The organism is Ruminococcus sp. zg-924, assembly GCF_024433635.1.
GTDB lineage: Bacteria > Bacillota > Clostridia > Oscillospirales > Acutalibacteraceae > UBA7067.
Genome location: NZ_WNJZ01000024.1, coordinates 1 through 19,309, shown reverse-complemented (window position 1 = coordinate 19,309; position 19,309 = coordinate 1). Strand labels below are relative to the sequence as shown.

The following is a 19,309-nucleotide window of genomic DNA, read 5'->3' as shown; positions in this document are numbered from 1 at the left end:
AATAGAAAATACAACAAATTTCCTATGCGTCCTCTTAATTGGAAATCTCCTACTGATTATATTAACGCTTTTATTTCTAATGGCGAAGTTTTCTAATTTTGTAACACATCATTGACAAACCTACATTAGAAAATCATTTGTAAATCTACTTAAGCACGAAAGAAAAAACGCTTATACATCGCATTTGCTGGGCATTGTCGATATGCCGCATTTTACAGGCTATTAAAGGTCGACAGAATATCTTTTTAAAGAAAATTTGAGGTTTTATCGTCAACCAGTCCCAAAAATTCCTTTGTCATCCAACGTTCTTCTCTGGTGTGAAACATTATGACGGAATCTTTTTCCTTACGAATATATTCATCAAGTTCCTTCTTAAGAGCCAAAGAATTCGCTTTGCTCAAATTACCCTCAAAAACAGAATTTTGAATATGAGTCAGGTACTTTTTGCAGATTTTAAACACCTTAGGTAAAATCTTCTTGCCTCTCTCATCGACAACGATATCATAAACTAAAATAACATACATTTTCTTTATCCTTATATTTGACTTACCACCATATTTCAAATCCTTTGTATTCTTTTTCGCCCAAAATATGTTTAATAAGCTTATAAAGCTCTAATCGAATTAAAAATTGATATGACACATTTTTGCTTAACTCCTTATGAAATATTGTCGTTTTAAGCCGATTGTCAAGCTCCTGCATTATTGTACGTGACGCCTTTTCTGTTAGTTGCAAGCCGTTGAGTCCGTCAACAAAGCTTGCGTTTGTAATCTGATTGCGATTGAGCAGTGCAAAAATCATTCTGTCGGCAATCAATGGTTTAAACACCTCTGATATATCAAGAGCAAGTGAAAATCTTCTTGTCCCAGGCTGATGCAAAAAACTGATAGTTGGGTTAAGCTGAGTCTTATATATTTCAGACAGGGTTTTTGTGTAAATCAAGGAATTGACAAATGAAATAAGACTATTAATCATATTATCCGCAGGATGATACACTCGCTTACTAAAATCGACGTTCTGGTCAATTATTACATTCCACGCCTTATAATACTCCTGCCTAATATTTCCCTCTACTCCCATTAGTTCCTCAATTGTAGAAACGGAGTCAAGTCGGAGCCTGAGATGCTCAATATTTATCATATACTCTGAAACGTTTTTGCCTCTTCCGTTGTAATAGCGTAAATTTCTGTATATGTTAAATGAGGCAGCCTTAATGATTTCAGTAGCTATATATAGTCTGGTTGAATAGTCAACATATGCAAGAGCTTGCTTGACAAGCAGCTGACCTGCCAGCTTACTTTCTTTTGGATAAAAGCTGCCTATATAAAACTGATAGTGGTTAAAGAAATGTGCAATTACTCCGTGCTTTGACAAAAGACTTAATAACTTTGAAGTAACCGTAACCTCATTCATAAGGTACAGCTCCTTGACATTCTCTATCGGCAAATCTTTTGTTTGCCCTTCAAATGTAGTAAAACGTATTGTATTATCCTTTTGCGCAAGATTTCCGGAAGAATATATATAATAGCTTTCCTGCATTTCTGCCACATCCTCCTTTTCAATCGTTTCCTATATCCAACAAAGATCATAGTATGCGCATGACTTACAAAAGCGTTTTATTTCGCATTTTGGCGGAAGCTCAGATGATATAAGTCTTTCAATATTCTTGATAACCTCGCTTAGCTTCTTTTCATCTTTCTCAGTAAGCTCAACCGTTATACTCTGCTTTAACAGCGGATAGTCAATTCTGCCTGTGAGGTTTATAACACCTCTTTGCTTCAGATAGTATAGATAGTACTTAATCTGCCAAATCCCTGCCTCTTCAATCTTTCGACTTTTCTTAACCTCGTGCAGAACATTATGTTCAGTAATATAATCAATATTTATTGTATTATCAATCATAATGTGTTTTTTCCTGCTCTTGTATGTTGTTTCATCAATGATTTTCCCAAGCTGAACATTTTCGTTCTCGCTCTCCATATTAATTTCATTTGAGTAATACCAAAGCTTTTTGCGGCACACAAAATAATAGTATATCTGCATACCTGAAACAGTTTTTTCTGACATATTTTTCCTCACAAAAAATTATCTGTTGAGCTAACTTGAGAAATCGGCTCTGAATTCTTTATTTCTTCATTGCTATATAACATTCCCTCTTCAGAAGAATATGTACAACTCCTGAATACAGGAATTTCGCTATACCCAATGTAGATTTTATCGGTAATTCGCTCAGATTTAGCACGGTACTTTGAAATTGATACACTGTATTTCATAATTTCACCGCTTGCATTTAATCGTTCAATCGGAGAAAGTGTTTTATCGCAAGCTATCTTTGCGGCGTTTTGTATAATACCCTTATTTGCATCGTACACTTCACCCGGAATGACGTCTATTCGGTCAATTGTTCTCAGGCTTTCGCTTTTATCATTTAGATAATCAAGGTTCTTCTCCAGCTCGTCCAACGCACGCTTGTATTTATCATAATACTCTGACTTTTCTATTCTTTCAGCAGAGAGATACTCATCAATGAGTTTTGTTTTTTCCTCCTCGGTAATTATACCGTCAACGGTCATTATCGCCTGTTTTGACAGCTCATAGATTGTATCGTCTGTAAAGTGATATCTCAACGCATTGCCCTGTCGCTGAGTAAAAACGTAGCAGTTTGGGTTTGAACGAAAATAATCCTTTTTTCCCTTTCTGTTTACTCTGCCAAAGCGCTGGAAAAGTGAAAATAAATCCGAAAGCTCTGTGAAGAGAACATCAAAGTCGATATCAAGGCTTGCCTCAACAACTGACGTAGAAACCCAGACCTCTGTTTTAGCTCTGTCTTTCGAGGCATCTAATATTGCCCTCTCCTTTTCTGCTCTGTCCATTTTAATAAAGCGTGAATGAAAAAGATTGACTTCTGCCGTTCCGCTAAGGAGTTTTTTCAGCTCAGAATACACCTGATTCGCTATGTCAATTGAGTTGCAGACAACAAGATATTTTTTCACACTTTCAGCTTGAATTCCCTCTATTTTACTGTAAATTTCCTTTGCAGTAAGCGTATTGTCCTCAACCTTAACACTGTGCCTGAGTATACCGAATGAAGAAAAGTCACGCATAGATATGTCATCGCCGAAAATTTTAACAAGCTCTTTTCTCACAAACGGAGGCAAAGTTGCGGTAAGTATTGCAAATTTGCCTCCCGTAGTATAGATAAGGTTTATTGCGTATATTATAGCCGCAAGTAAATCTGCTGAGTACATTTGTATTTCGTCGATAATAAACCTTGAATACGAGGCTGTTGCGAGCTTGTATTCATATCCCGGATATTTCAAAACAAAATCAAAAATTTGGTCGGGTGTGCAAACTGTAAGCGGCAATGACATCTGTTTACTGCGTTTGCAATAATCAAGGTCCAGCACACCGTCCGGATTATCGGCGCAAATCTCACTGTATTTTGACTTCATATCAGAATGGATAAGCACAACCCTCGTCTTTGCCTTATCATTTGTCAAAAGCGAAATCCTGTCGTACATCGCATTTATTGCTGTTTTCAGCGGAAGGACATAGAAGCATTTGTTGTTACCGCACCACAAAAGACCTGCTTCTGTTTTTCCCATACCTGTCGGTGCAGTTACGATTATATTCTTGCCTCTGTTTTCTGCACAAAACTTCTGAAGCTCATTATACTCAATTAGGCCTTCTCTTTCCTTCCAAATACCTCTTCCCTCTTTCCAATCTTCAACACATTCAAGAAGGAAATCATTAGGGTATTCGCACTGAATATGAGCACTTGCGCTGTAATCGCATTTATGCAGAAAGCCTTTGAGCAACACAGCGTATTTTTTCTTTTCGTCGGCAAGAGAGAGGGAGAACAGCTTACCAATTTCGTTTCGGCATCTTCTGAGCGAATTATATTTTTCAGCACTGCCGAAAAGCTCAACTAAAATCTCCTGCACCAAATCCTTTTTGTTTATTATTGTCATTTCAGGAGATTCACTATGATAATGATGATAAAGCACCGCAAAGCAAACGCTGACATAATCAACACATTGAGTTTTGTCAACATAATACAGAGATAGGATATTGTGGGGTAATTCATTAGTCGGATTAAATTTAGTGTGATATTTTATCCTTTTTTGAAAACGAGAATTTTCTTTGCCTCGATCATGAAATTTGCAAGCTGATAATAAATCAGCAAATAAACCTTCATTAGTTATATAACCATAGCTTTTTAAGATTTCAGCCTGCTTTATCAGCTTGTCAGTATGTTCCTTGATTGTTTCGTTTGGCTTTGCGAGCAGCTTATCTTGTCTTTTATCCATATCCATATTTATCTCACACCAAACATACTGCGTATTTTTTTTCGCCGTCAGCATCAAGGAATATACCCTCGCAATGGCCGTCAATATTCAGCTGCTTTGTATATAGCACGGGAACCTTGTTGAAAATTCTTTTTCTGTATCCGCCGCTTATCTGAACTGTTTCATATTCTTTTTTCAGCAGATATTTTGTACCTCCAAGGCTCAAGCCGCTTCCTTGAGGTGCAAACATAACAGCGTCTTTATTTTTATCAAAAAGCTCAAGCGGAAAGTAAAAAGCATAGTTTGCAAAATCATCATTGAAGTATGAAATATCTCCGCCGATAAGCTCTGTTTCGACACATTCCTCAAGCTGAACAAAATCCTCTCCCCTGCCGATAGCCGTTAAATTAAAACAGTTATCAAGTATATCCTGCATAGTCTTTTCATCGCTGACAATATGAATAACAAGCTCAACATCACAAAGCAGCTCACACCACTTAGGCGCTTTAGTTAAGGTCTTGAAGTGTGACTTCGGCTTTGTGTACTTTTCATCCTCATACCTTTTGTAAGCTTTATCAATGCTTTTTACACGCTGAGCAAATGCTTTAAGCTCATCCTCAGGTGTTTCAGGATTGTTTTTCATCTCCTTTAGCTTGTCCTTATACAACTTAACAAGCTTTTTATGCTTATCAATTCTTCTTTTTGTTCTGTTAAGGAAACGATATTCATCAAGCAGGTCTTGATTCAGAACATTGATTGTTATTCCCTTTTCAAAGCTGTTACCCTGTGATTTCTGAGCCGCTGCGACAATCTGATATGCTGATGACAGCATATCAGGATTTTTAAGCTTTACAAGAATTCCTCTGTCATCCTGCAATGAGTTAAGAAAGCAGTCCTCTTTGAATAGTCGGTTTTTTATTGAGCCGTACTGACCTTGAATACTTAACCGCATAGGATGATAGCTTGTGTAGCCGCAAGCCTTGTGAATTGCGCCGATAACAGTTGAATATGGTGGCAGCGGGTAAGTCATTCTGCACTTGACCGTTTCCTCTCGGCGGTAGTTTGCACTGCTTTGCTTTATGCGCAGTCTGATAGCCTTCATATCTATCCCTCGCTTACTCTGCATAGTGCGCCTTTACCTGCTCCTTAAGCTGTGAGAAGAACTCCGGAACAGATACAGGGTTAAGCTCACGCACTATTTCATCCTCGTTTGAAAGCTGTCCGTTTTGAAGCATAGCACATTTTAAGGCATCATTAAGCTTTTGCTTAATCGGCGTTATAATAAGCTTTCTGCCCGATAGCTGAACGGCATTTTCAAACATATGAGTTTTACGCAGTGACATTCCGCCTACAACGAATACAGGCTCGGCATTGTCAAGATTGCCTTTTACAACGAGAGAGAGGTTTTCAACAGCATCGAGCAGTGCAATTACTCTGCTGCACTTTTCATCGTTATCTGCCTCAGCGTTAAAGTTTTCGTCAACACCAATTTTTTCAAGGTCGATAGTTATGCTGTAAATTTTAAGCGATTTATCATATTCGTACTGGTACGGCATTAAGCCTACTGCGGCGGCGTCATTCTGCACGTTAAGTCCGTTAGCCTTTGCGAAGTTAGTTGCAAGATACAGATTGTTATGGAAGCGAGCGTCATTAATAAACGGCTGAGCCGCTACGGCGTCTGTAAGATAGAATGAGCTGTTACGAATATATGTAACATTTTTAGTTGACATATAGCCGCCCTCAAGCGCACGACAGGTTGCGGCGTTTATTTCATCTGTTACAAGCTTCTGCATTGCACCATCAAGAGAGGTCTGCAAATCGTCATAAAAGCCCGACTGAACACAGATTGCATTTTTAAGGCTCTCTCTGCTTCGTGTAGCATACTCCTTGCCGTTTCTGTATACCTTCTGAACGCTTGCGATATTTCCGAGTCCCTCGCCGTAGTTGCTTGTCATATTTGCTATTACTGTTAAGGTTAAAGCATTTGTTTTCATATTCAGTTCTCCTTATAATTATTTTCTTTGCTCTTGTCGTGTAATGCACTTGCAAAAGCCATGGCTATATCCTTGTTTTCTTCTGCATCTTCAAGAAAGGCATAGAAAAACGAAAATTCAATCCCTACGTATGCGGACAAGCTTAAAATAACCTCTTTTACTCTGTCATAATCGTGAGCGGTAAGAGCGCCAATTATTTTCTGCTTGTAGGCGTTAATTTTATTTCCCTTTTTCTGCTCTATAAGCTGCTGCGAAACAAGAAAACCCATTTTTCTTGCAGATTTAATTTCATCCATAATTTTATTTCCTTTCCAAGATTGATTAATGTCAATTAATGTATCCGTGCGTAATCGTGCCAAGGTACGGTTATCATCAAGCTGAAAATATATTCTAAACATAAGTAAAATCAAATCGTCAAGATATACATTGTTCAGACATCTTTCGTAAACCTCACGCTCAAGGTTTAGCCAATAATTATCGGTGAATTTATATTTAAAATTCACAGCTTTCTTTGACAGATCTTTGAGAAGCTCAAGCCTTTCTCTGCGAACAAACAGAGTTTTGTAGAAATCCTCATCCCTGCTTTTAGTGATTATTTCAACGTCATAAGAGAAAAACGAATCAGAGTTTTTCAGAACTGTAAGAAGCTTGTCCTTCGAGTCATTGCTTTCACAGCTTCTAAGCTCTGCGCTAAGCCACTCATTCGTTGCGATTAAATCCTTCATACTAAAATTGTTGTTCACAAAATATGTTTCGTACATATCGGAATTTGAAAATGCAAACGGAATAAAATCAAACTCCGAAATGTCATTTCCAATAAAACTGTCCTTTGAAAAGCAAAAGCCTAAAAATCTTGTTTTTCTGCCCTCGTCAACATTGTACCCTGCAAGTCTGCAATGAGACTGTTGCTCCTTTAAAAGCAAGTTAGGATTAGCAAAATTAGCATATAGATTCTTGCCGTTTCTGAAAATCTCCCTTATTATCGTCAGCCTGTTTTCATTAATTGCATTTATGAAAAAGTCCTTATTGCTGCCGTCATACCTTGTGTTTTTCAACACATTTTTAAGAACTGATTTTCCCTTCACAAGGTCATTTACAGCCTTGTATTTTTCTTCGTCAAGGTCTGTGTCCTCAAGCAACCTAAGTATGCTAAGATGAGTCATATAGTTTTCAAAAAAATGCTCGACAAATAGCAGAAAACGCTCCTCAGTTATGTCAGCGCTATTATACAGCACTCCGTCAAAGCCGAGAATCGTGTCTGACGGAGGCTCACCGACATTGTTTAAATATGTATATTTGATTCTGTGAAAATCAAGATACTTCACCAGTCCAACTTCAGCAGCGGCATACCGCCAGTCCGTAGGCTGAAGAAGAGTATCATATCCGTTGAAGTCAATATTTTGTTTCAATATTTTTCCCCCTTAGTCACCCTCAGCGATAAGCTCAGCAAGACCAAAGCCTGCAGATTTACGGGAGCCAATTCCGTATTGCAAAAAGTAATTGATAACGGACTTGTCTGCATTAATCACAAGCTTGCCGACAGTACATTCAATGGCACAGCCATAATGCTTAACAACTGTTTTTTTGCAGTTGACAGGAATCAGCTGCACTGATTGAACCATATCCTCAGAGAACCCGGCAAGTATAAGCTGCTGAGATAGGATTTGAGTTGCCTTTTCAGAAAAGCATTTATTCGCCGAGGAATAGTAAATATCCTTATTATGCTCCTTATCGTGTTCTCTCAAGCAAAGCGGACTGAGCATTTTTACCGTTGCGCTATCTGACGTAACTTTTGGCTCGGATATTTTCATAATATCAGTAAGAACATATGCATTATGAAACGGAGCCGGAAAAGTCTTGCCCTTTTGAGCGATAAACGCCGACATAAACACAAAACCTGCCGTGCTGTCGCCTGTGGAAAAGGTTAGGGAAAATTCATTTTTACCAATCGTTATCTCTCCGCTTGAAAATATAGGGTTTGGCAGCTTTAAAGCAAACGTAAACGGACGGCGTTCAGGTGAAAAGTAATACCTTTCGTAATATTTCCCATTGGCAATTTCAGACAGAGCTTTTTTTAAAAATGACAGAAAAACTCTTCTGTAATCAAGTGGCAGCTTGTTGTTTTTAGTGAAAAATTTTAACAGTAGTTTCATTTCAACCTCCTATTTAATAAACGTGTATCTTTATCACTATAATTATAACCGTATTACTATTCTTTTATAAAAAAATTATATCAGTGATACAACACTATGTCAACATATTATTTACACTTAATTTCATATTTTTATGAATTTTGACAATTATGTTTGTTTCATTTTAAGTTTCATTCGGTGTACGAATATAATATAAACGGTGACTACTTCAAAAAATAATCAAATTAATTTGTATAAAAATTTCAAAACGGTTGCATACAAGCAGCCAATCAGCATTTCAAGAGGTAAAATGTTGTAAACCGCCTCATCAAGACGAATTACCTTGATAAAGCGGTTTTTACGTTTAAAAACTACATATTATTTGTAAAGCAGCAACAGTTTGCAAAATTACTTATCGTCGCAGCGCTTTCTGCCACAGTTATCTGATTTTTCCTTTTTCTCATTTTCAGCGCATTTATTGCATATATCAAACGCCGGGTTAAATGCATAGAAGTTTTTGCTGTTGAGATTATCCGTTGCAATTCTCAAGCCCTCGCCAAACCTTTGATAATGCACAACCTCACGTGCTCGCAAGAACCTTATCGGGTCAGCAACATCTCTGTCATCGCAGAACCTGAGAATATTGTCATAGGTTGTGCGAGCTTTTTGCTCCGCAGCCAAATCCTCGTGGAGGTCGGTAATTACATCACCCTTAGACTGTATATATGCCGCAGTAAATGGAGAACCGCTTGCAGATGTCGGATAGACTCCGGTTGTATGGTCAACAAAATAGGTATCAAAGCCGGACGCTTTGATTTCTTCTATTGAGAGGTTACGTGTCAGCTGATATACAATTGCACCTATCATCTCAAGATGTGCAAGCTCTTCTGTACCAATATCTGTCAATATTGCTTTAAGCTCAGGGTAAGGCATAGAAAAGCGTTGTGTTAAATAGCGCAATGATGCCGCAAGCTCTCCGTCAGGACCACCGTATTGCGTTATAATGATTTTGGCAAGTTTCGGGTTAGGGTTTTTGATGTTTATAGGGTACTGTAACTTCTTTTCATAGGTCCACATCGCACTTTTCCTCCTTTAAATCCCACGGCCATGGTGCCGATATCCACGCCCAACGGTTTCCGTTTTCATCTCTCGGTGTTAAGGGACCGTATTTACTCTCATATTCCTTACGGAGTATAGAGCTTTTAACCTCATATTCTCTTATCTTCTCGGCAATCTGGCGGTTTCCGGGGTGTGTATCGAGAAAAAGATGCAAGTCAACTAAAGCAAAGTCATTCGTCGCAATTTTTCTCATCAAGATTTCTCGTTCTGTCATACTTACCTCCTAAAACCACACTTAAACGGCTTGTTCAGCACAGGGAACATCGTTCCCGTTACTATGCCTTGGTCAGCCGAATAGAGCTTGTCATTATTTTGAAACGGAATATATGCCATTGCCGGCACAGGGTCTTCCGGCAAAGGCGTAATCCCATATTCCGGCATTTTCATTTTAAAAATATCATTGTCCATTTTTTAAACTTAACTCCTTTCACGATACATTTATATTAAAATACCATATTCCTTGATTTTCACCTCTGCCCTATTCTATTCCTATTTCCTATTTCCTGTTACAAACGCTGACAATAAAATACTTTGTTCCCATCCTCGTTTTGCTCGGTACGCTGTAATCGGTTTTTCTTCAGCATATATAAAGTATTCAAAGAAAAATATAATATAAAATTAATTAATTCAACAAATATGCGTGCGGAACAAGCGCTGCACGCAGTACTCTTTTATGCGGAATCACATAATATTGTAATTTTCGCCAAGAAACTGAAATGACACAAAAACTCTAAGACTTGCAACAGAAAATATCATAATAAATAGTATTTGGAAAAGATTTACTAATTGACCAATTTTATCTATTATGATATGCTAAACATATTAGAATTTTCGTTTTACCGCTGATTAGTTAAATAAATAATAATTAAAGCATTTTGCATTTCTTTTCAAGCGAATAAAAGAAATATTAATACAAAATTGCGGTGATACAGCCTTAATTTTTCCACTTAGGATGTGAGTGTTATGGGATATTCAAGCATTGATGAATTTCAAACAAAAATCAAAAGAATTGTAATTACTGCCGACGAAATTAAAGCGGCAATAAAAAAAGCAGGAGAAATGATTAATTCTTCATATGACGGCACTCCTATTCTTCTTGTAAGTATACTTAAGGGATCATTTGTGTTTCTTGCCGACCTTGCACGTGAAGTCAAAGTTCCTTGCGAAATAGGTTTTATGGCTACCAAAAGCTATTACCAAGGCACAAACTCATCCGGAAAAGTTAAAATCACCATGGACTTAGAACAGGACATAAGTGGATATCACGTTATTATTGTCGAGGATATTATCGACACCGGCAGGACTCTTAAAGATGTGGTAAAATTGCTTAAATCAAGAAATCCGGTTTCTCTTAAGGTTTTGACATTGCTTGATAAACCTGACAGGCGGATTGTAGATTTTGTTGCAGACTATTCCCTATTTACAATACCGGACTATTTTGTTATAGGTTACGGACTTGATTGCGGCGAATATTACAGAAATTTGCCGTATATAGCAGAATATGCAGAAAATTAAAAAAATTTTTAACAGCTGCACAAAAATCAATAACGGAATAAATGAAAATAATTTCAATCATAATTTAAGCAAAAAAACAACAGACAGCTATTTTAACGTAGTTGTCTGTTGTTTATTTTTTTATTCTTTTACGAGATAACAGTATCAATACCAGTGCAGAAATCAGCACAAGAAACGCAATAGGAATTGCTCCTGAATTTATTCCTGTTTTAACGAAATCTATTATTGGAGAATCCGATATTAAAGTATTTATTATGGTGAATCCACTGTCCTCACTGCCTTCATAGCTTAGTTCATAAAAATCAATCTTGTCCGCCACAACAACATAGGTACTGTCGGCAGGTAGATTCTCAAATGTATACTCCCAATTACATTCTTCATTGAGTGTTGCTGTCATGTAAGGTACACCGTCTTTTATTAAGGTAACGATTACAAATTCAGGACGTATACCTATGTAATTGTCGTTATCATCCCACAGAATTTCTACATGAATATCTTTAACATTCTTTTCAGCAGTAATAGTTTTTGGTTCAGAGATAACGTCATAATTTATAATGCCATTTGCAACCGAAGGAAGTATAACAGCATAAGGTCTAAAGGTAATCTGTTGTGACTGCTCGCAGAAAACAAGGTACACTCCCTTGTTAAGTTGAGAATACACCGCCAAGCCGTCTGAATCAGTTGCCTTCTTTTTATACGGTATGCCTTGATTGATAATATATCGGTAAATTTCGGCACAGTGGTCGGAATTCAAATTATCTAATAAATTATCAACACTAATTCCCGAATTTGCAAACTCATCAGTAAGCTTATAACTATCCCCGTTAAATGATGCAATTTGACACACGCCAATATTCAACCCCGAATTAGCAGTGGCATTGTCGCTGTTTGATATTTTAACAGTCAGGCTACACTGGTTTTCGACTGCAAACGCTTTGACAGAACCCATAAACATAATGACCGTCAGAAAAGCGACAAGACAGCGTTGCAGAAATTGCTTTTTTCTATTGATTTTACGGAATGGTATTATTATCAGAAGCGTCACCGCCTTTCCGCTTATGTCTTATAATTTTGCTCGCAATGCATTTTACCCCAAAATATAAAACAACAGCCGTAACAATGCATATAGTTATAATGTAAACCGGCTTAATAAACTCAATGTCGTTTTGCACAGAAATGGCATTGACCTCAATCTCCTCGCCTTCCTCAACACGCTCGCCTCTTACAAGCAGGCGGTGTGTGTTAATTCCGTACGGTGTACAGGTTACTATTGTCAAGTAATCCTTGTCCGACTTTGCCTGAAGCAGAGATGTTTCGTCAGGCTCAACAATCGCTATGTTATTAACACGGTAGGTAAGTGTTTCTCCCAGAACATGAATATAAAACAAGTCATCGTTTTGAAGCCTGTCAAGGCTTGTAAGAAGCTTTGCCGATGGCAGACCTGTGTGACCAGCAAGAACGCAGTGGGTACCGATTCCTCCAACAGGAAGCGCAGAATCCTCCTTGTGGCCAATACCAGCCTGCAGATTGCCATAATCAAGAGTATGAAAAATCGGAAGATTTACTCTGATTTTCGGAATTTCAAGCGTGCCCATCATTGAATCGCCGTTAGGGTTTAACATATTTTCATATTCAAGACCAAGCTCCTCAAGTTTTTGCTTGTTAAAAAGATTTGCGTTGTATGTTCTTGCGTCTTCAAGCAATTGATTTTTTTCTTCATAGGACAATTCGTTTTCTAAATCGTCATATTTATCAATAAGCTGATTGTTGATATAATCGTTATTGAAATTACTGATAAACGGATAAAGGAAGAACGTGAGCCCGATTAAAAATATTAGTATAAAGCAGGTTGGTACAATATATTTTTTCATTCGGGCTCTTCACATCCTTTTGCTTAGAGATTAAACTGAATTATTTTACGGCATTATTCTTTCTTTTCTTTCTGATTACAAAATATACAACACAGCTTCCCATAAGAACTATACCAATACCAATGAATATTAATGTACCTATACCACCGGTTGAAGGAAGTGTAGAACCGGGAAGGTTAGGAATAGTTATAAACATCTTCTGCTCGCCGGCATTAGACGATGGACATAAAGGTTTAGCCTTATTTTCGTCGAGGTTTGTAAATGAAAGCGTAAGGTTGGTTGGCACGCCCTCAAGAGTGCCAAATGCATCTTCAATTTTAAATTTGAAATCATTATGAGGAAGTGCGTATCCGTCAGGGGCTTTAATCTCTCTGAGTGAATAATTGCCTGAGCCGAGTCCCAGAATTTTAAATTGACCTTGTTTACCGCCGTCAATATTAGTTGAAGTTGGGGTAATGTTCGCATTATCTGCTTCCAAAACCTCTAATGTTGTAACAGTGCCGGTATCGGCGGTTGATACAGAATATGCACCGTTTTCTGTGGTTGATTTTATAAACTTAACTATATTACCGCTTTCGTCATAAAGCTCAAACTGTGCTCCTGTAAGTGGAGAACCAGTTGAATTACCGTCAGCATCTGCCACATATTTTCCGAATACAAGCTGATATGTGTATACATTGGCAGAGGATTCAATGAAGCTCGTATTTTCCGGAATTGACGGGTTACTTGAATATGTGAGCTTAGCAGTATTTGTATTTTTTCTTGCTGCATTGTCACTTAGTTTGCATGTATATAGTACTGTAACCGGAGTTTTTACCGGATAAACAAGACTGCCGTCAGCGTTTGTTTTATCAAAGTTGAATTCAAGAGCGCCGTCTGATTCAACCCAATAATATGCATCGGGATGATCTGCTTTAGTATAGGTAGTTTTTCCACTGTCCGGACCTTCAACCTTCGTTTTGTCTATACAAACTCTAAGGGAATGATCTACAAAAGTATACTCTGAGGGAATATTGTCGACAATAGAAAACGTATACTCTCCGCGGTAATCTGAACGGTCAGGAACGTTAAAGGTAATTGCGAATATAACTTCATCACCGGCTGACGCTGAAATACCCTTTTGGGGAGCAGAAAAGAATCCGTTATCAGCCCTTGAGGAGGTATTCAAAAATGAAATATATTCGTCTACACTCTTATTTAGTCCTACAATAGTCTTGTTAATAGTCGGCTTGGTAGCCTTAAGATATATTGTAGCGTTGGAAGCAGCAGTTACAAGAATAGGTGCAGAACAAACGTCGGAGTTGCTCTGTTTTGGTGTTGTATCTCTAATAAGATAGTAGCCGAATGTAAGGCCGCTGTATACAATATTCGACACTGAAACAGATGGCGGATTAGTTACTTCCGGAGAGATATCATTCTCCGTATTATCATCACTATTGACTTTGTCAATGTAGTCGCACAGATCGTCTGCAAGCTCGCTCATCTTAGCAGCGTTAGTACTAAAACCGGAAATATATTCAACTGCCTTATTAACGCTGCTTGCTTCTGTTGTGCCTGTCGCATCACAAAAAGGATCAGCGCCTGTGCCTTTCCAGTCAGTGAAGAAGAAGTTATAGAACAGGCTCTGGGTTTTTCCCTCAGGAATGTTCCAGGTATAAGAAACATTGGGCTGAATTCCTGAACCGGAGTTGGCTGAAGCGGAAGCGTCAAAAATTCTGTAAAGATCAAATGTCTTGTTTGCTACGCTAACGGTTCCGTCCTCTGAGCCGTTGATTATGATTGTAGCGTTTGTGCCGACTTCTTTTTCTCTTGCGTCATCAGCAGCAGAAACACTAAATGCCACTGAGGATACAATTAGCATAAGTGCTAATACGCATGCTGCAATTTTTTTTGTAAATTTCATTGTTTTAGCTCCTTTTTTTATTTTTTTCGGCATAGTGCCGATAATTTACAAGGTAGTTTTTTGATACCTCCTTTTCAAAAGGTATCTTTTTATAATCACACATGCAGTCAAAGCCATTAAAATACTGCCTGTGATATAAAACAAAAATACGTTGCCTCCTGCTGTGGGAAGAGGAACAGCCTTTTGGTTGCAAATTACAATGTTAAATGCGCTTGAGCCTGCAAAGGCATATGGGTGAGGTTCAATGCTGATTGTGCCGGTTTCGCCGATTGTTAAGAAAATTGGGTCAAACAACATATTGTAGCCATTGGGTACGGCTGTTTCGGTAAGCTTATATCTTACTGAGCATTTTAGGTTATCAAATGTAAGAGTACCGTTGCTGCCGGTTGTAAGTGTTTTAGTAACTTCTCCTGCAATCGGCTGACCGTTTTCATCAACAGCCTCAAGCCTAAATTCTGCGCCTGACAGCATTTCTGTCATACCTGAATCCATCTTTGTAAGACGGAGCAGAACACGCTTGGTGGTGTTTGTAACATTAAGCGTTACTGTGGGCTTGTCCTCGCTGTCTTTTGAATGAATGGGCGGGTCGTAGCTTACAAGCCAGTTTACAAAGCTGTAATCAGATTTGCAGTCCTCGTTGCCTATGCGGGTTTCCTTAACGGAATAGGTAACCTTGTTTCCGTTTATATATACCGGAAGGTTATCCCAGCAATAACTCCAGTCATTTGTACTATTGAGTGTTACAGTTGGGGCTATACCTGAAATAAGCGTTGTAATAAGCTTGTTGTCTGCAAAAAGCTGCATATCAACATCAGCCCATTCCGTTTCCGGACAATCCCACGTTTTATTAACAATAACTGAGGTTGTTTCTGAACTGTTGCCTATAATTAATATTCCGTTCGTATACTTTGCAAATTTTTCATCGCCGCTTATCATTCCTAAATTTTTGTTCTGAGTATCTATGTACCCTATTACCATGTCGCTAATAGGAGCATAGCCGTCCGGCGGCTTTGTTTCACAAATTGTTATAGGACCATAATCGTAACTGAAGTTTTCAATTGATAATTCAAAATAGCCGGTGCTGCTACCGCTTAGGTTTGTAATAGTACCTGAAATTGGGTTGTAAACATAGCGGTCGCTGTGCGCATCATAATCAAAGGTAAGCGGCACTCCGTTTTGCAAAAGCTTAAACTCAGCTCCGCTAATTGCAGCGCCTGTGCGGCTGTCCTGCTTTTTGATAATTATTGAATCATTCTTGTTATAGATATTTGTAAAATCTATTCTGAGAATTTCGTTCGTGTGATCATCAAGTGCGTAGGTTTGACCCCTGACAGTTACCGTTTTATCATTTCCGGATGCCGACTGCTCGTCAAAGGAATCTACAATATTGTACTCCGAGTAGACGTTATACTCATAATCGACACCGAGATTTGAATTTATATTCTCAGTAATCGTCCATAATTCATCGTACTCAACATTTGTGATTTCCCAAAGATATTTTTGAGTATTTTCATCATAGGTTTTATAATTGCTTAAATCCAGCCTTAGACGTGTATCCAAAGATTCATCATGTGCGTCAATATAGAAGCCCTGCTTTGCCTTTTCAATTAGTTCCTTGTTGCCGGCAAAGGTTTTTGTTACATGAATTAAGCCTTCCTTCGGAACAAGCTTTCCATCAATGTGCCAAGCGTCCGACTGGCATTTATATACATACCAGCGTATTGCGTATGCGTTGCTGTGTAAATCCTCGGCAGCAACAGGCTTTCCTTCAACAGAAAGATAACTTGCGTAGGATTTTAACTGTTGAAAAACATCTTCGTCCTTAGGGAAGCTTGCAAGCCAAACGCCCTCTGATTTGGATCCGTACAGCGCCCTGATACTCTGGTCAGCAGTGAAAGAATTATCCGCCGTGCTGTCAACTATGCCATAAAGCTCGTTTAGCTCAACATAACTTTTGCTTAAGTCAACGCCGCCGACATAGCTTGCAAACAATTCCTTTGTGTACTGGTTTGAGTCCTGTCCGGTTACATTGCCGCCTGTATCAACTGCAACCGAGTCATATCTGATGAAAAAGCTTGCGGTCTGGAGGGGATCGTATTCCCAAACGGCATCGAGTCTTAAAACACCGTTATTTGAGTAGGCAAGCAATTCGCTCCACGTCAGAGATGTGTTGGGAGTCAGCATAGTGTCAGTTCCACGAATCTGCCAGCCCTTAAAGTTAATCATTCTTGACATATCGGCGTAATTACCTGTTAATTTGCCCTTAACGGTATGCTGAGAAACATTCTTAATTACTGCGGTTGAATTTTCTGATATTGCATCATTTACCGTACTGCTCGCTGTACCGCTTACGGTAGGAACTGAGGTGACCGTGACGCCGCTTATATCCGGGAAGTTAACGTCATACATTATATTAACCACTGTAATCGGACCTGCTATTGCAGCGGTAAATTCAGACTTGCTGTTAATTATTACAGAATCGCCGGAGTTATATTCGTTTCCTTGAGAATTAGTCCAAATGTAGTTATCGCCGGGAAGAGTTATGCTTGTTCCCGAACGCACGAAATAGCTTTCGCTTCTGCCGCCAGGGTATTTATATGTAACGGTATTAAAAGAAAACGAGGTGTCATCTCCACTGCTTGCATTGGGTGAAACAAAACGCACATATTTTGCTCTGCGTGCAGTTGATGAGCTTGAAGTTGAGCCGAATGTAGTGTTTGTTGCACCTACAGAAGCAGCTCTCCAGCTTGTTGAGGTTGCAGAGGTTGAATAGTAAAGAGAAAATGAATTACTTGTGTAATTCGTATTAAGTGCATTGTTGATAATAGCGACAATATCATCTGTTGCCATTGTCGGAGTATATCTAAAGAAAGAATACGGAGTTGAAAAAGTGCCCGAACCTATGCACTGCCAACTTCCGTCAAGATATATGTAAAAATTAGCGTTATAATTATCTGTCTGAGGCTCGTCACCTACTGACATTACCGATGTGTTGTTAGCAGAGTCTGCCGGCGCAGGTGGTGAAAATGTGTTTATGTTTTCGTTAAGTTTAATTTTCGGTATTGAATTTTCGGATTGGATAGTGCTGTTAAGCAGAGAAACAGTTGTTTTATCAAAAGCAAGATTCTGATTGTCTGCGGCTTCAGTTTGCTGAGAATTCAAACTTGTATTGAAGCTTATAGCACTGTTAATAACATTGTCAATAACTGAGTTGAGAGAGTTACTGTTATCACTATCAGCCTGTTCCATAATTTCATTAACATCATTTTCATCAAGAAGAACAAGATAACAGTTTTTATCATGAGTGTGTTCCGGTATAGTACAAGTCAGCACATCATCGGTGTAGCATTCATCTGTATGTGTGTGTTCACGCATACCACATCTAACTTCCTGCTCAAGCGCCACAGTATTGGTAATGTTTGAGATGAATAAGAATGTAATCAGAAGCAATCCAATTAAAATTGCGGCAACAGTAATCAGCTTGCTTTTGTGAATTTTAATTTTTCTTATCAACTCAAACGCACCTCCTGTCAAAGTGTTTTTAAGTTTTCTTTATACATTCGGTAGTATTACCTTTCCAATTATTCTGTCCTCGCTTACAGCGCCTATCTTCTCAAGCCTGCTGTCCATAGACGTTTCTCTGTTGTCCCCCAAAACGAAAACCGAATTTGCGGGCACAGTATAAGGAAACTCAACATCAGACTGTCCGAGCGTTTTATTACTAACATAAGGCTCGTCAAGCTCAGTACCGTTTATTGATACGTTACCAAAAATATCAATATATACCTGTTCACCGGCAGTTGCTGCAACCCTGCGGACAAGAACTTTATTGTTATAGTAAAATGCGATAACATCGCCGTTATCGACATCAGCAGTTTTGTAAATCAAAAGATATTGATTATCCGACAAAGCAGGCTGCATACTGCTTCCGTAATGTCTAACAATAGAAAATATGTATGTAAAAATATTCAACAGTATTGACGCTATCAGGATAATTACCAACGCCGATTTAATTACAGATTTTACATATTGATTTTTAAAAAAAGCTTTAATTTTTTTCATAATATTTTCAATTACCCAAAACACATATCGACTACTATGCTTGTAAATATAAAGTAATAAAACATATTTTTAAATATATTATAAGATTTATATTTACTATTGTGCCGAAAAGTATTAGTTTTTCCGAATACACTATAACTGCCATCAGAAAACACTAATGATGTGCAACATTTAGAGTTCAATTTCAAGGATTGTATATGAAATTTCACAAAAATTACCATCAATGTCTATTTAAATATATTATAACATTGAAAAACAAAAAACGCAATAGAAAAACAAGGATAATGAAAACTTATCCTGTAGGATTACAATTGATGTGTTACAAAAAGCAAAAAAAGTATAGCGAATAGAGAACCTCTGTGTTACAGTTAAGTTGCTAAACCAAAAAAGCAACAGGAGGAATCTATCCGCTATGAAAACTGTA

At 38.1% G+C, this 19,309-nt stretch carries 17 protein-coding genes; 1 reads left to right on the top strand and 16 read right to left on the bottom strand.

Annotated features, from left to right (window positions below; genetic code table 11):
* Positions 1-245 precede the first annotated feature (245 nt).
* From cas2 to GMA13_RS10115, 11 genes are all read right to left on the bottom strand, one after another.
* The gene (gene cas2 / locus GMA13_RS10165) at positions 246-524 is read right to left on the bottom strand and encodes a CRISPR-associated endonuclease Cas2 (RefSeq protein WP_255884458.1); all 279 of its coding nucleotides are present in this window, start codon (positions 522-524) and stop codon (positions 246-248) included.
* A gap of 22 nt (positions 525-546) precedes the next feature.
* Positions 547-1,539 (bottom strand): type I-B CRISPR-associated endonuclease Cas1b, encoded by a 993-nt coding sequence (gene cas1b, locus GMA13_RS10160; RefSeq protein WP_255884459.1) that lies wholly within the window; start codon positions 1,537-1,539, stop codon positions 547-549.
* A gap of 30 nt (positions 1,540-1,569) precedes the next feature.
* Positions 1,570-2,067 carry a CRISPR-associated protein Cas4 gene (cas4, locus tag GMA13_RS10155; RefSeq protein ID WP_255884457.1) on the bottom strand — a complete coding sequence of 166 codons (498 nt, stop codon included), beginning with the start codon at positions 2,065-2,067 and terminating at the stop codon, positions 1,570-1,572.
* A gap of 8 nt (positions 2,068-2,075) precedes the next feature.
* Positions 2,076-4,316, bottom strand: coding sequence for a CRISPR-associated helicase Cas3' (gene cas3 / locus GMA13_RS10150; protein WP_255884456.1), 2,241 nt, complete (start codon positions 4,314-4,316; stop codon positions 2,076-2,078).
* Positions 4,317-4,323: 7 nt separating this feature from the next.
* Positions 4,324-5,391 (bottom strand): CRISPR-associated protein Cas5, encoded by a 1,068-nt coding sequence (gene cas5, locus GMA13_RS10145; protein WP_255884455.1) that lies wholly within the window; start codon positions 5,389-5,391, stop codon positions 4,324-4,326.
* 13 nt (positions 5,392-5,404) lie between these two features.
* Positions 5,405-6,283: a type I-B CRISPR-associated protein Cas7/Cst2/DevR gene (gene cas7i, locus GMA13_RS10140; protein ID WP_255884454.1), complete on the bottom strand. Its 879-nt coding sequence runs from the start codon at positions 6,281-6,283 to the stop codon at positions 5,405-5,407.
* A gap of 2 nt (positions 6,284-6,285) precedes the next feature.
* Complete coding sequence (cas8a1, locus tag GMA13_RS10135; RefSeq protein WP_255884453.1) at positions 6,286-7,692, bottom strand: type I CRISPR-associated protein Cas8a1/Csx8; 1,407 nt, start codon at positions 7,690-7,692, stop codon at positions 6,286-6,288.
* 12 nt (positions 7,693-7,704) lie between these two features.
* Positions 7,705-8,436, bottom strand: a complete 732-nt coding sequence (gene cas6, locus GMA13_RS10130) for a CRISPR-associated endoribonuclease Cas6 (RefSeq protein ID WP_255884452.1) — start codon at positions 8,434-8,436, stop codon at positions 7,705-7,707.
* Between the two features lie 387 nt (positions 8,437-8,823).
* A complete protein-coding gene (locus tag GMA13_RS10125) occupies positions 8,824-9,492 on the bottom strand; it encodes a manganese catalase family protein (RefSeq protein ID WP_255884451.1) in 669 nt (222 codons plus the stop codon).
* Positions 9,479-9,748, bottom strand: a complete 270-nt coding sequence (locus tag GMA13_RS10120) for a spore coat protein CotJB (RefSeq protein WP_255884450.1) — start codon at positions 9,746-9,748, stop codon at positions 9,479-9,481. The genes GMA13_RS10125 and GMA13_RS10120 overlap by 14 nt, the downstream gene beginning before the upstream one ends.
* Before the next feature lie 2 nt (positions 9,749-9,750).
* A complete protein-coding gene (locus tag GMA13_RS10115; RefSeq protein ID WP_255884449.1) occupies positions 9,751-9,942 on the bottom strand; it encodes a spore coat associated protein CotJA in 192 nt (63 codons plus the stop codon).
* Between the two features lie 555 nt (positions 9,943-10,497).
* On the opposite strand from GMA13_RS10115, the gene hpt reads away from it, so the two are divergent.
* Positions 10,498-11,049 carry a hypoxanthine phosphoribosyltransferase gene (hpt, locus tag GMA13_RS10110; protein WP_255884448.1) on the top strand — a complete coding sequence of 184 codons (552 nt, stop codon included), beginning with the start codon at positions 10,498-10,500 and terminating at the stop codon, positions 11,047-11,049.
* A 112-nt stretch (positions 11,050-11,161) separates the two neighbouring features.
* Here the strand turns inward: hpt and GMA13_RS10105 are convergent, their stop codons facing one another.
* The 5 genes from GMA13_RS10105 to lepB form a co-directional block, all read right to left on the bottom strand.
* Entirely contained in the window at positions 11,162-11,998 is an 837-nt protein-coding gene (locus tag GMA13_RS10105; protein ID WP_255884447.1) for a Cna B-type domain-containing protein, read from the bottom strand.
* 64 nt (positions 11,999-12,062) lie between these two features.
* The gene (locus tag GMA13_RS10100) at positions 12,063-12,920 is read right to left on the bottom strand and encodes a class C sortase (RefSeq protein WP_255884446.1); all 858 of its coding nucleotides are present in this window, start codon (positions 12,918-12,920) and stop codon (positions 12,063-12,065) included.
* 40 nt (positions 12,921-12,960) lie between these two features.
* On the bottom strand, positions 12,961-14,823 hold the full coding sequence (locus GMA13_RS10095) for a SpaA isopeptide-forming pilin-related protein (protein WP_255884445.1): 1,863 nt from the start codon (positions 14,821-14,823) through the stop codon (positions 12,961-12,963).
* Positions 14,824-14,868: 45 nt separating this feature from the next.
* Positions 14,869-18,336, bottom strand: a complete 3,468-nt coding sequence (locus tag GMA13_RS10090) for a SpaA isopeptide-forming pilin-related protein (protein WP_255884444.1) — start codon at positions 18,334-18,336, stop codon at positions 14,869-14,871.
* Between the two features lie 39 nt (positions 18,337-18,375).
* Positions 18,376-18,885 carry a signal peptidase I gene (gene lepB, locus GMA13_RS10085; RefSeq protein WP_255884443.1) on the bottom strand — a complete coding sequence of 170 codons (510 nt, stop codon included), beginning with the start codon at positions 18,883-18,885 and terminating at the stop codon, positions 18,376-18,378.
* Between the last annotated feature and the right edge of the window lie 424 nt (positions 18,886-19,309).